At 71.7% G+C, this 12,088-nt stretch carries 9 protein-coding genes; 3 read left to right on the forward strand and 6 right to left on the reverse strand.

The annotated features are described in order from the left end of the window. Positions 1–64: 64 nt before the first annotated feature. Positions 65–607 (reverse strand): hypothetical protein, encoded by a 543-nt coding sequence (locus tag ACYVIP_RS09910; RefSeq protein ID WP_460394386.1) that lies wholly within the window; start codon positions 605–607, stop codon positions 65–67. Between the two features lie 99 nt (positions 608–706). On the opposite strand from ACYVIP_RS09910, the gene ACYVIP_RS09915 reads away from it, so the two are divergent. Further along, positions 707–3,532, forward strand: a complete 2,826-nt coding sequence (locus ACYVIP_RS09915) for an FAD-binding and (Fe-S)-binding domain-containing protein (RefSeq protein ID WP_460394388.1) — start codon at positions 707–709, stop codon at positions 3,530–3,532. Between the two features lie 3 nt (positions 3,533–3,535). On the opposite strand, the gene ACYVIP_RS09920 is transcribed toward ACYVIP_RS09915, so the two are convergent. Beyond that, positions 3,536–4,012 (reverse strand): DUF6474 family protein, encoded by a 477-nt coding sequence (locus tag ACYVIP_RS09920; RefSeq protein ID WP_460394390.1) that lies wholly within the window; start codon positions 4,010–4,012, stop codon positions 3,536–3,538. 69 nt (positions 4,013–4,081) lie between these two features. Between ACYVIP_RS09920 and ACYVIP_RS09925 the strand changes: the two genes are divergently transcribed. Further along, a complete protein-coding gene (locus ACYVIP_RS09925) occupies positions 4,082–5,719 on the forward strand; it encodes a TM0106 family RecB-like putative nuclease (RefSeq protein ID WP_460394392.1) in 1,638 nt (545 codons plus the stop codon). Here ACYVIP_RS09925 and ACYVIP_RS09930 read toward each other — a convergent pair. Both ACYVIP_RS09930 and ACYVIP_RS09935 read right to left on the reverse strand, forming a co-directional pair. Next, positions 5,716–6,483: an SDR family NAD(P)-dependent oxidoreductase gene (locus ACYVIP_RS09930; RefSeq protein WP_460394394.1), complete on the reverse strand. Its 768-nt coding sequence runs from the start codon at positions 6,481–6,483 to the stop codon at positions 5,716–5,718. The two genes, ACYVIP_RS09925 and ACYVIP_RS09930, sit on opposite strands and share 4 nt — an antisense overlap. 51 nt (positions 6,484–6,534) lie before the next feature. After that, the gene (locus ACYVIP_RS09935) at positions 6,535–7,491 is read right to left on the reverse strand and encodes an aldo/keto reductase (protein ID WP_460394564.1); all 957 of its coding nucleotides are present in this window, start codon (positions 7,489–7,491) and stop codon (positions 6,535–6,537) included. A 149-nt stretch (positions 7,492–7,640) separates the two neighbouring features. On the opposite strand from ACYVIP_RS09935, the gene ACYVIP_RS09940 reads away from it, so the two are divergent. Beyond that, entirely contained in the window at positions 7,641–8,585 is a 945-nt protein-coding gene (locus ACYVIP_RS09940) for an oxidoreductase (protein ID WP_460394396.1), read from the forward strand. A gap of 223 nt (positions 8,586–8,808) precedes the next feature. On the opposite strand, the gene ACYVIP_RS09945 is transcribed toward ACYVIP_RS09940, so the two are convergent. Both ACYVIP_RS09945 and ACYVIP_RS09950 read right to left on the reverse strand, forming a co-directional pair. Continuing rightward, positions 8,809–10,830: an acyltransferase family protein gene (locus ACYVIP_RS09945; RefSeq protein WP_460394398.1), complete on the reverse strand. Its 2,022-nt coding sequence runs from the start codon at positions 10,828–10,830 to the stop codon at positions 8,809–8,811. Between the two features lie 72 nt (positions 10,831–10,902). Next, positions 10,903–12,066: an acyltransferase family protein gene (locus ACYVIP_RS09950; RefSeq protein ID WP_460394400.1), complete on the reverse strand. Its 1,164-nt coding sequence runs from the start codon at positions 12,064–12,066 to the stop codon at positions 10,903–10,905. Between the last annotated feature and the right edge of the window lie 22 nt (positions 12,067–12,088).

The raw sequence follows: 12,088 nt of genomic DNA on the forward strand, positions 1-12,088 counted from the left end.
CTCACTCCTGAAGCTTGGGGGAGGCCGGCAGGCCCAGTGGGCGTGCCGGTATCGGACCGTCGACTCAGGAGCGCGCCGGCGGTCCTCGCCGTTGGCTGACCCGGCGCAGCAGGACCTCGAGCAGGACCCCCGGCCGGGCGAGCACCATGGCGGGGGCCGGGTGCGTCGGGCCGGTCGGCCTGCCCGTCGACAGCGCGGGCAGCCGGCCGACCAGCCAGCGCACCGCCGCCGCGACCCCGGCCAGCGCACTGCCCGCGTGCACCAGGAGTAACGCGGAGAGCACGGTGGCCACCGCGTGCGTGCCGAACATCAGCCAGCCGTTCACCGAGGGTGCCGGCTGGTGCACGTGGGCGATCTCGGTGAGCAGCAGGTGCTGGGCGGCCTGGGTGGCGGCGAGCACCCCGATCAGCGTGCGCAGTCCGCCGCGCCTGGCCAGCGACGCGCCACCCCAGGCCAGCACGGTGGTCAGCAGCGCGGTCAGCGACAGGTCGACGAGCGTGCCACCCGCGCTGCCGTGCGCGGCGACGGTGAGTGCGGCCACACAGCACGCGAGCAGCCAGCCGGGTACGCCCTGCGCACCACGACCGGTGGTCGCCTGCCTGCCCATGGCTACCAAGAGTAGGCCGCGGGGGGTTCGGTGGACCAGTGGCATCAGCGGTGGCATCAGCGGTGGCATCGTGCCGCACCGGGGCTGCATGGTGGAGCGATGAACTCTGCGGCGACTTCTGCGGCGACCACTGCGACGGATGTCCACGGCCTGCGTCGCCGGTTGGCGGCGACCGTCTCCGGCAGCGTCGGGTTCGACGCCGGCACCAGGGCGTTGTACACGATGGACGCCTCCAACTACCGGCAGGTGCCGATCGGCGTTGTCCGGCCGGACACCGAGCAGGACGCGGTGGCGGCGGTCGCCGCGGCCAGGGAGTTCGGGGTGCCGCTGGTGGCGCGCGGCGGCGGCACGAGCCTGGCCGGCAACGCCTGCGGCGGTGGTCTGGTGCTCGACCTGACCGGCCTGGACCGGATCCACGCCATCGACCCGGTCGCGCGCACCGCGCGGGTCGGCCCCGGCGTGGTGCTCGACGACCTGCGGGCCGCGGCCGCCGAGCACGGGTTGACCTTCGGCCCCGACCCGTCGACGCACAGCCGCTGCACGCTCGGCGGCATGATCGGCAACAACTCCTGCGGCGCGCACTCGGTGGCCTGGGGCACCACGCTGGACAACGTCATCGAGCTGGATGTGCTGCGCTACGACGGCCGGCGGCTGACCGTCGGCCCCGGCCACCCCGACCCCGAGATCGACGCCGCGCTGCGCGAGCTGACCGATGCCAACCTGGCCGTGCTGCGCACCGAGTTCGGCCGGCTCGGCCGGCAGGTGTCCGGCTTCCCGCTGCACCGGCTGCTGCCAGAGCACGGCCGGGACGTGGCCAAGGCGCTGGTCGGCACCGAGGGCACGTGTGTGGTCGTGCTCGGCGCCACCGTGCGGCTGGTCGAGGTGCCGGCCACCCGGGTGCTCGCGGTGCTCGGCTTCGCCGACGACATCGCCGCGGCCGACGCGGTGCCGGCGATCCTCGCGCACGGTCCGCTGACCGTGGAGAGCATGGACGAGCGGATCGTGGCGCTGTGGGCCGGCCGCAACCCCGACCCGCCGCCCGAGCTACCGGCCGGCGGCGGGTGGCTGTTCGTCGAGGTCGGCGGCGACGATGTCGGTGTGGCTATCGGGAAAGCGGCCGCGATCGCCGCTGAACTCGGTGTGCCGCACCGGATCCACACCGAGCCGACCGCGCAGCGCGCGTTGTGGCGGCTGCGCGAGGAGGGCTCCGGCATCTCCACCCGGATGGCCGACGGCGCCGAGGCGTGGCCGGGGTGGGAGGACACCGCGGTGCCGCCGGTCGCGCTCGGCGCCTACCTGCGGGACCTGCGCGCGCTGCTCGACCGGCACGGCCTGCGTGGCCTGACCTACGGCCACTTCGGTGAGGGCTGCATCCATCTGCGGATCGACTGGGACCTTGGCAGCACCGACGGGGTCGCCGCCTACCGGCGGTTCATCGAGGAGGGCGCGGACCTGGTCGCCGCGCACGGCGGATCGCTGTCCGGGGAGCACGGCGACGGTCAGGTGCGCGCGGAGTTGTTGCCGCGCATGTACTCCCCGGCGGCGATCGAGCTGTTCGCCAGGTTCAAGGCCATCTGGGATCCGGCGGGCGCGCTGAACCCGGGCATGGTCGTGCGTCCGTACCGGATCGACGAGAACCTGCGGTTCGCCGCGCTGGCACCACTTCCGCTGACCACCGCGTTCAGCTACCCGCACGACGGCGGCGACTTCGCCAGGGCCGCGCGCCGCTGTGTCGGGGTTGCCAAGTGCCGCAACGACTCCGGCTCGGTGATGTGCCCGAGCTTCCAGGTCACCGGCGAGGAACAGCACTCGACCAGGGGCCGCGCGCGGCTGCTGTACGAGATGCTCGCCGGTGAGGTGATCACCGACGGCTGGCGCTCGACCGAGGTCCGCGACGCACTGGACCTGTGCCTGTCCTGCAAGGGATGCGCGAGCGACTGTCCGGTCAATGTGGACATGGCGACCTACAAGGCGGAGTTCCTCCACCAGCACTACCGGCGCCGGCTGCGGCCGGCGGCGCACTACTCGATGGGCTGGCTGCCGCTGTGGCTGCGGGCGGGCGCGGTGGCGCCGAGGGTGGCGAACGCCGTGCTCGGCTCGCGCGGGCTTTCCCGGGTGGTCAAACGGATCGGTGGCCTGGCGCCGGAACGCGACCTGCCGGCACTGGCCGGGCGGCGGTTCTCCCGGTGGCTGCGTGACTCCGCGTCCACCGGCGGCCGGCGGGTGGTGCTGTGGCCGGATACGTTCACCGAGTTCTTCACCCCGGAGGTGGGCATCGCCGCGGTCAGGGTGTTGCGGGCGGCCGGCTTCGATCCCGTGCTGCCGGCCGGTGCGGTGTGCTGCGGGCTGACCTGGGTGTCGACCGGGCAGCTTTCCGTTGCCCGCACGGTGATGCGCCGGACCCTGCGGGTGCTCGCCCCGGAGCTGGCGGCCGGCACCCCGGTCGTCGCGCTGGAGCCGAGCTGTCTTTCCGCGCTGCGCGGCGACGTGCCCGACCTGACCGCCGACCCGCGTGCGACCGAGCTGGCCGCCAACAGCCATACCCTGGCCGGGTTGCTGGCCACTCACGCTCCACAGTGGACTCCGCCGGTGGTCGACCTGGCGGCGATCGTCCAGGTCCACTGCCACCAGCACGCCACGCTCGGCTTCACCGAGGAGACCAGGTTGCTTGACCGCGCCGGCGTCGAGCACACCAGGGTGCCGGCCGGATGTTGTGGGCTGGCCGGCAACTTCGGCTTCGAGCGCGAACACTACGAGGTGTCCACCGCACTCGCCGAACGCGCGCTGCTGCCGGCCGTCCGCGCGGCGCCGGCGGAGACGTTGATCCTGGCCGACGGGTTCAGCTGCCGGACCCAGATCGGCCACGGCAGCGACCGCGCGGCCGTCCACCTGGCGCAGGTGCTCGCCGACGCCCTGCCGGACTGAGGCTCAGATCCCCAGGCGGGACAGCAACCGCTGCTCGAGCTCGTCCAACTCGGTGCGCACCGCCTGGTGGGCCGCACGGCGCCGGGCCGACGGCATCCGCTCGGCCGCGCGCACCACGGCGGCGAGCTGTTCGAGGGTGGTCTGCGAGGTCACCGCGAACGCGCGGTCGTCCTCGGTCGCGCCCGTGCGCTCACGTAGCTCGGTGATCGCCCCGGCGACGCCGGTGATCCGGGCGTGCAGCGCGCCGCCCCGGCCGGAGAACTGGGCGATGTCGCCGACCGGAACCCCGAGCCGACGCGCCTTCAGCCGGTCGATCCGGTCCCGTGCCTCGCCGAACGCCCGCACGGCGAAGGGCAGGACCAGCGGAATCACGGCCGGACCGATGATCTTGGCGACCCCGAGCGCGTTCTTGGCCGTCTTCGGTGTGATCCTCGCCTCGCCCGGTTTCCCGCCCCGGGCACTGCGCTTCCAGCGTGCCATGGGGAGAACCTACCGGGCACCCTGACTGCCTGCCTCGTTCTGTCGGTGGGTCGGCCTAAACTGCGAAACGTGACAACTTCGGTGCTGCTCGACGCGGGTGTGGTGAACCGCTGCCGGCGTCGGGTGCACCTCGAGCACGATCCGTCGATGGCCGAGGCGACCACCGCGCCCCCCGATCCCACCGGTGAGCAGCGCAAAGCCGACGCGACCGCCCACCGGCGGTCGATCGCGGACGAGCTGGCCCGCCTGGTCGGCGACGGCTGGACGGAGATCCCGCGCGGTCCCGACCTGCGCTCGGCCGACCGCGAGCAGGCGACGTTGGCCGCGATGGCCGACGGCGCCAGGTTCATCTGGGCCGCCCAGCTTCCGCGCGACCTCGCCGGCAACCGCCGAGGCCACATCGACCTGCTGGTCGCCACCCCCGACGGTTACGTTCCGGTGCTCGTGGTGCGCCACAAGGTGAGTGATCCCGGCACGGGCGCGCAGACCTCGACGCTGGCCGACCCGGTGCCATCGGCCAGGGTCGCCGACCCCCAGCGCCGGGTCCGCCCCCAACCGCGTGACCAGCTTCGGCTCGCGCACGCCTACCGGCTGCTCGAGGCCTGCGGCCGGGCCGACGGCGACGCCCGCGGCGGGGTCATCGGGCTCGACGGCGACGTGGTGGTGTGGCACGACCTGCGGGCGCCGACCTGGCCGGGCGGCCGGGGCGCGCTCGCCGAGTACGACGCCCGCTTCGCCGACCGGCTGGCCATCGCCACCGCGGCGGCCACCGGCGGCGAGCCGCTGGCCGCGCCGTCACGGATCGTCGAGTGCCGCAGCTGTCCGTGGTGGCCGGTGTGCCGGGTGGAGCTGGAGAACTCGCGCGACGTGAGCCTGGTGGTCCGCGGCGAGGAGGCGGCCACGCTGCGGGCCGCCGGCGTGCGCACGGTCGACGACCTGGCGGTGCTCGACCCGAACGACGCCTCGCTGCCGCCGACCGGCATCCCGCTGGCCGACGCCATCGGGCTGGCCAAGGCGTGGCTGGCGAACCTGACGGTGGTGCGCCGGGTGCCGGAGGTCGTGGTGCCCCGGGCGGATGTCGAGGTCGACGTCGACATGGAGAGCTTCGGCGACGCCGGGGCCTACCTGTGGGGTGTGTGGCTGTCCGGCGCCGACGTCGGCGAGGAGCACGGCTACCGCGCGTTCGTGTCCTGGGAGCCGCTGCCGACCGACGACGAGGCCCGCTCGTTCGCCGAGTTCTGGCAGTGGCTGACGATGATCCGGCTGCGCGCCAGCGCCCGCGGCCTGACCTTCCGCGCCTACTGCTACAACGAGCTGGCCGAGAACCGGTGGCTGTTCGCGTCGGCCAGGCGGTTTGCCGGCAAGCCGGGCATCCCGACCACCGAGCAGGTGCAGGCGTTCATCACCTCGGACGCCTGGTTCGACCTGTTCGGCAGCGTGCGCGACTACTTCCTGTGCTCGCGCGGCAAGGGGCTGAAGACGATCGCCCCGGCCGCCGGCTTCTCCTGGCGGGACGCGGAGGCCAGCGGGGAGAACTCCATGCGCTGGTACCGCGACGCCGCCGGCATGGACGGCACCGCCCCGGACTCGGGGCAGCGCCGTCGCCTGCTGGAGTACAACGAGGACGACGTGCGCGCCACGCTGGCCCTGCGCCGGTGGATGTCCTCGGCCGACGTGCAGCAGATCCCCTATGTCGGCGACCTCTAGCGGGGGCCCATCCGCAGCGCGCCGTCCATCCGGATGACCTCGCCGTTGAGGTAGTCGTGGTCGATGATCGACAGCGCCAGCGCGGCGTACTCGGCCGGGCCGGCGAGCCGCTTGGGGAAGGGGATACCGGCCGCGAGGGTCTCCCGGAAGTCCTCGCTCACGGTCGCCAGCATCGGGGTGTCCACGATCCCGGGCGCGATCGTCATCACCCGGATGCCGAGCGAGGACAGGTCCCGCGCCGCGGGCAGGGTCAGCCCGACGACCCCGGCCTTGGACGAGGCGTACGCCACCTGCCCGATCTGGCCCTCGTAGGCGGCGATCGAGGCGGTGTTGATCACCACGCCGCGCTGGCCGTGCTCGTCCGGCTCGGTCTTGGCGATGGCCTCGGCCGCCAGCGTGAGCACGGTGAACGTGCCGACCAGGTTGATCTCGATGATCTTGCGGTAGAGGCCGAGGTCGTGGGTTCCCTTGCGGGACAGGATGCGGGCCGACGGGCCGATGCCGGCACAGTTCACCACCACCCGCAGCGGGACCCCGGAGTCGGCCGCGGTGGCCACCGCGACGCCGACCTGCTCGGCGTCGGTCACGTCGGCGGCGAGATAGGTGATGCCCGCCCGGTCGCCCGTGGCGCTCGCCTGCTCGATCGCCGCCGGGAGGTCGAGTGCGAACACCGACGCACCGCCGTCCGCAAGCGCTTGCGCGGTCGCGCCGCCCAAGCCCGACGCCCCACCTGTCACTATCGCCGCGATCTGGCTGATCCGCATGCCCCGTCCCTTCTGTCGGCTGGCACCGAGGAGAGGTTAACGGGCGTTCAGCTAGCGACGTCCCGGCAGGCAGATCTCGTCGAGCAGCTTCAGGTCGTCGGGCGCGGGGTGCCACTTGGCCGCGCCGGCGTTGGCGACCGCCTGCTCCGGGGTGGTCGCGCCGGCGATCACCGAGCCGACCGGGCGTTGCGCCGCCAGCCAGCCGATGGCCACGGTCGTCATCGGGATGCCCCGCTCGTCGGCGAACGCGCGGAGCTTGTCGATGCGGTCCCACGGCGCGTCGGTGAGTAATCGGGTGCGCCCGGCGAGGCGGGCGTTGGCCGGCGGCTCGACGTCGCGGTGGTACTTGCCCGTCAGCAACCCGTTGGCCAGCGGGAAGTAGGGCAGCAGCCCGAGGCCGAACCGTTGGCAGGCCGGGATGACGTCCCGCTCGGCCTCCCGTTCCAGCAGTGAGTAGTGGTTCTCCACCGCGATCGGCCCGAGCAGGTTCTTGGTTCTGGACAACCAGGTGGCGTCGGCGATCTGCCAGCCCGCGAGATTGCACACCCCGGCGTAGCGGATCAGCCCCTCGTGCACCAGATCGTTCAGCGCGTCAAGGGTTTCCTCGATCGGCGTGAACGGGTCGACCCGGTGCAGCTGGTAGAGGTCGATCCAGTCGGTGCCCAGCCGCCGCAGCGACGCCTCGACCGCCAGCCGGACATAGCGGCGCGAGCCGCGGGCGCCGAAGTCGGGGCCGTTGGCGCCCTGCATGTCCACGCCGAACTTGGTGGCGATCACCGCGTGGTCGCGCCGGCCGGCCAGCGCCTGGCCGAGTAACTCCTCGCTGCGCCCGCGCGGCGCGCCGTAGACGTCGGCGACGTCGAAGAAGTTGATCCCGGCGTCGATCGCGGCGCCAACCAGCGCGCGGGAGCCGGCAAGCGACTCCGCCGCGGTCCCTGGCCGGCCGAGGTTGTTGCAGCCGAGTCCGACCACGCTGACGACCAGTCCGGATTCACCCAGGTGACGCATTTCCACCGGGTCAGGCTACTGAGCCGACTGGGCGTGAACCAGCTGCCGAATGGTGGGTATTGACTGGGCCGATCCGTCGAAAACCGGCGACCGGGTAGGAAACTCCCGGTAGATCTGTGCGTGGGCCGCTTGTGCGGCACGCTATGCCCATGACCAGTGCAGTCGACGGCGAGAAGCCGACCGCGGCGACGTGGCTCGCCGGGCACGTAGCCCGCCAGGTGCGCAGAACCGTGGTGGTGACCGGGGGGAACAGCGGGCTGGGGCTGGCGACCGTGCGGGCGCTCGCCGGCCTCGGCGCCAAGGTGATCATGGCTGCCCGTGATCGGGAGAAGGGCACCCGCGCGCTCGCGCTGTTGCGCGCCGAGGAGCCTGCCGGCGAGATCGAGCTGCGCGAGCTTGACCTGGCCGACCTCGAGTCGGTGCGCCGGTTCGCCGCCGGGATCGACGAGCTGGACGTGCTGGTCAACAACGCGGGGGTGATGATGCCGCCGCGCGGTCGGACCGCGCAGGGCTACGAGCTGCAGTTCGGCGTCAACCACCTGGCCCACTTCGCGTTGACCGGGCTGCTGCTGGACCGGCTCGCCGAGTCCGACGAGGACCCGAGGGTGGTTACGGTCAGCTCGGGACTGCACAAGCGCGGCCGGATCCATTTCGACGATCTGCACGGCGAGCACGGCTATTCGCGGACCGGCTACTACTCGCAGTCCAAGCTGGCCAACGTGGTCTTCGCCCTGGAGCTGCACCGGCGGCTGCGGGCCGGTGGCATCGGGATCAAGAGCGTGTTGGCCCATCCCGGCTACGCGGCGACGAACCTGCAGTCGACCGGCCCGACCGGGGTGGCCAGGCTGATGATGAAGGTCGGCAACCGGTTCCTGGCCCAGGACGCGGCGATGGGCGCGCTGCCGCAGGTGTACGCGGCGGCCGGGGCCGATGTGCTGAGCGGTCAGTTCTGGGGGCCTGATGGGCGGGGTGAGTCCAAGGGCTATCCGACGCTGGTCGAGCCGGTGGACACGGCGCGGGATCGGGAGCTCGCCAAGCGGCTCTGGGGCATCTCCGAGGAGTTGACCGGCGTCCGGATCTCGCTTGACGGCTAGTTTCTCGGCTTGGACGGTTGGTCGTGGAGCGCGGCGACCAGCCGTACCAGGAACACGATCGCGACGATGGAGACCACCAGGATCTGTACCCACATACTGTCCTCCGCAAGGGGTCGGTCGGTGCATGGGACGGATCAGATAGTGGGCCCGGTGCCCCACGGGGTCGGGGGACCCGGCGCGGGACACGCCGAACTGGTCACCCGATAGAGGGTCTTGCGGCAGCTCAGTCCGATCGGTGCCGGCCGCGGGGTGGTTGTCCGCCGTCCGGGTCGGCGTGCTCGTCCGGCCAGGTGACCGAGGACGGGGTGGGCGTCGGCTCGGCGCGCCGGGAGCCGTTGAGGATGTCCTCGGCGCGGCGGCGACGGCCGTTGCCGTTTTCCAGGTGGCGGCGGCCGTTGGTGGCCGGGGGGTGGTCGTCGCGGTCCTCGGCCCGGCGGCGACCGCCGGGGGCGCTGTCGCTTTCCGGCCAGCGTGGGGCGTTGGCTGGAGTGCCGTTGCGTGGAGTGCCGTTGTGTGGAGTGCCATTGCCTGGGGTGCCATTGCCTGGAGTGCCGTTGCTGGGGGTGCCGTTGCGGGCGGCCTCCTCGGCTCGGCGCCTGCCGGGCGGGGTCGGCCGGATCGGCGGTGCGGGGTGCGGCTGGCTGCCGGTGTCCCGGGGGTCTCGGCTGGCTGGGGTGTGGTGGTCGCCCGGTTCGCCTCGGCGGGCGATGGCCGAGCGGCTCGGGCCGGCGTCGTGGTCGACATCCCGGGGCGTGCCGTTGCGGTGGGGCATGCCGTTCCGGCCCGGCGCCGGGTCGAGGTTGGGGGTGCCGTTGCGACCGGGGGCGGCATCGCGGCGGGGAGTGCCGTTGCGGCTCGGGGCGGAGCCGTTGTGGCTCGGTTTCGGGGTGCGGTCGAGTCCGCCGCCGCGGGGCATGCTCGCCTGACCGGGTCCGGCTTCGCGGTTGGGCCGGGCCACCGGCTCGATCTTCTCCGTCTTCAGCTCGACCGGCGTCGGCGGCCGACTCCACGGCGCCGGTCGCCGTCGCTGCGGGGGTGGCGGGACGGGCGGGGTCTTCTCGGTCGGATCGTCGTCGAACTCCGCATCGTCATCCTGAATGGCATCGAGGTCCTCATCCTCGTCCTCGTCGAACTCGTCCTCGACGTCCTCGGGTGGTGGTGGCGGCGGCTGCTGGCGTTTGGACAGGCGTCTGGCCAGGTTGTGGCTCGGTCCTTCCACGAAGCGGTAGGACAACTCGGCCGCCAGCGCGGTCCCCACCACCGCGACCAACACGGTCAGCCACAGCGGCAGCCGGTTGAACAGCCAGTGCATCAGCGGGAACGCCACCACGCCGTGCAGCAGGTAGATCGAGTACGTGCGCTCCGACAGCTCGGTCCAGAACCGCCGCTGCCGCAGGTAGGGCTCGGCGAACAGCCCGATCAGGAACACCAGCAACGCCAACGCGATCGGGAACGCCCGCGGAATGTAGTTCGGGTCGACCGACAGATGCCCCGACCACACGAACATCAGCCACGCGACCAGCACGTACACCCCGGCCAGCCAGGCGGGGATCTTTCCGGCCCACGCCGCCCAGATCGCCTGGCCCATCAGCGGAATGAGCGTGTACACCATGTTGATCACCAGCGCGCGGTACTCGTCCCCGAACGCGCTGTGGGTGATCAGCAGGATCAGCACGACCTCGAGCTGCACCGCGATCGCGAGCCAGGCCCGCTTGCGCAGCAACGGCAACACCGCGATCAGCATCGCGTAGAACAGCACCTCGACCGCGAGCGTCCACGCGACCGCCACCCACGAGCCGAACGGCCGGTCGATGAAGTTCCACAGCGACACGTTCGACAGGAACGACCAGAAGGTCACCTCCTGCGGGTTGGTCGACAGCAGCCCGTTGCCCAGCGCGATCAGCACCGCGGCCACCGCGACCACGAACACCAGCAACGGGAAGATCCGGAACGCCCGGTTGATCCCGAACCGGCCGGGTCCCATCCGCAGCGCGATCGGGGTCACCACGAACCCGCTGATGATGAAGAACAGCGGCACCGAGATCGCGCCGATGCCCTGGTCGTCCAGCTTCAGCGGCACGACCAGCGCGTTGTCCACCGCGTCGGTGGGCGGGGTGGTTACCCCCTTGTGCTCCCGGATGAACACGTCGTAGATGTGCGTGTACACCACGAGGATCGCCGCCAGCGCACGGGCGATGTCCAGAAACGAGGTCCTGGTCTTGTCCGGCACGATCTCGGGACCCAAGCGTGGTGGGTCAGCGGGAATGTCCCTACCCATGTACCGCCCCCGGCTGTCGGAACCTGACCTACTGGCACCCTAGCGGGACACACGCCGGGTGAGGGTAGTCGCCAGTTTCGAGAACGGCTTCTCCACCGCCCGGTGCACCAGCTCGGCCACCACCAGCGTGGCCACGATGGACGCCGCGACCGCCAGGCTCGACGGCACGTCCGGCCACAGCTGGGCCAGCACGGTGAACGCGATCGTCTGGTGTACCAGGTACACCACATAGCTCCGCGATGACAGGTAGGTCACCAGCCGGAACCTCGGCACCCGGTGACTCGCCACCACCGCCAGGATCACCAGCAGCGCGACGAACGTGAGCGTGATCGTGTACCCGTCGTCGTACCGGCCGTAGCCGAGCGAGTCGCCCCAGGTGAACACCAGCCAGCACGCCAGACCGAGCAGCGCACCCGTCCACACCGGGGCATTCTTCGTCCACACCAGCCAGATCACCTGGCCGAGCACGATCGCGGTGCCGAACGCGCCGATGTTCGCGATCGAGGACGCGGTCAGGCCCCGGAAGTTCGGCAGGATCGACAGGATCACCGAGCACACGGTGATCTGCAGGGCGATCGCGAGCCAGGGCATCCGCCGGAACGCCCACAGCAGCGCACCGATCATCAGGTAGACCGAGAGTTGGGTGACCAGCGTCCAGGCCACCCCGACCAGCGGCGAGTACCCGTCGATGAAGAAGTTGAGCAGGAACATGTTGGCCAGCAGGTCATCCGCGCCGACCGAGGTCGCCCCGCCGGGAATCGAGTACACCCCCACGTTGACCAACACCCAGGCCAGCAGCACGCCCACGATCAGCGACGGCAGGATCCGCATCAGCCGTTTGACGGCGAACTCGCCTGCCCGCTCCTTGGTCGCGACGTGTGCCATGACGAACCCGCTGATCACGAAGAACAGCGCGACCCCGATGAAGCCGAGCTCCTTGTTGAGGTGCAGCGGCGCGATCACGTACTCGTCGATCACTCCGCTGACCGGCATCGGGTCCTGCTTGAACCGGTACCAGGTGGCGATGTGGGTGTAGAAGACCAGACAGGAGGCCAACGCGCGTAACAGGTCCAGCCCGTTGAGGCGCCCGCGCCTGGTGGTCGGTTCGGGCGCTGGTGGCTTCGCGCGGGCCGCCGGATCGACCGCCGGCAGGTTCGGCACGGTCGCCGGGTCAGCAGGGCGAGCGGCGAGCTGCTCGCTCATCCGACCTCCCTCGCGGACCGCA

Source organism: Actinophytocola sediminis, assembly GCF_054779715.1.